Raw genomic sequence first — 569 nt, 5'->3', positions numbered from 1 at the left:
CGCTGCATCGGCCTCGTGCTCAGCGGGCTGCGGGGCGGGCGCCGGCACGTGGCGCGGCGCCTCGGGGATGCGGCCATTGCCCGTCCAGGCCGGCGCGCTGGCCGGGGCATCGAGCAAAGCGAGGCGCGCCGCATCCAGCCGCATCAGAGAGAGGGAAAAGCCCGGCATCTCGATGGCGGTGAGGAAATTGCCACACCAGGCGCGCGCCACCTCCAGCCCGGCGCCGCGCAGCCGGGCCAGGGCGGCGCGGGCCACGATGGCCAGCTCCATCGGCGGCGTGCCGCCCAGCCCGTTCACCAGCAGCGCCACGCGATCCCCGGCGGCGAGGCCGAGATCGGCCTGGATGGCGTCCAGCAGCGTGGCCACCAGCGCATCGGCCGGCTGCAGCGGCACGCGGCGCACCCCCTGTTCGCCATGGATGCCAAGGCCGAGTTCCACCGCATCCGCCTCCAGCGTGAAGCCGGGCCGGCCGGCGGCGGGCACGGTGCAGGCGCCGAGGGCCACCCCCATCGAGCCCAGCGCGGCGGCGGCGGCACGGGCGGCGGCGGCGACCTCCGGCAGCGGCAGGC

Annotated in this window: 1 protein-coding gene; it reads right to left on the bottom strand. The window is 77.3% G+C overall.

The window, feature by feature from the left end:
* Positions 1-569: dihydroxyacetone kinase subunit DhaK (locus NON00_RS24665; protein WP_256025444.1), on the bottom strand; the 569-nt coding region annotated here is incomplete at both ends.

Origin of the sequence: Roseomonas sp. GC11 (assembly GCF_024437745.1) — a bacterium.
In the GTDB taxonomy this organism is placed as follows: domain Bacteria; phylum Pseudomonadota; class Alphaproteobacteria; order Acetobacterales; family Acetobacteraceae; genus Pseudoroseomonas.
Note: the sequence above shows the minus strand (reverse complement) of the source record. Positions and strands in the feature narration are given on the sequence as shown.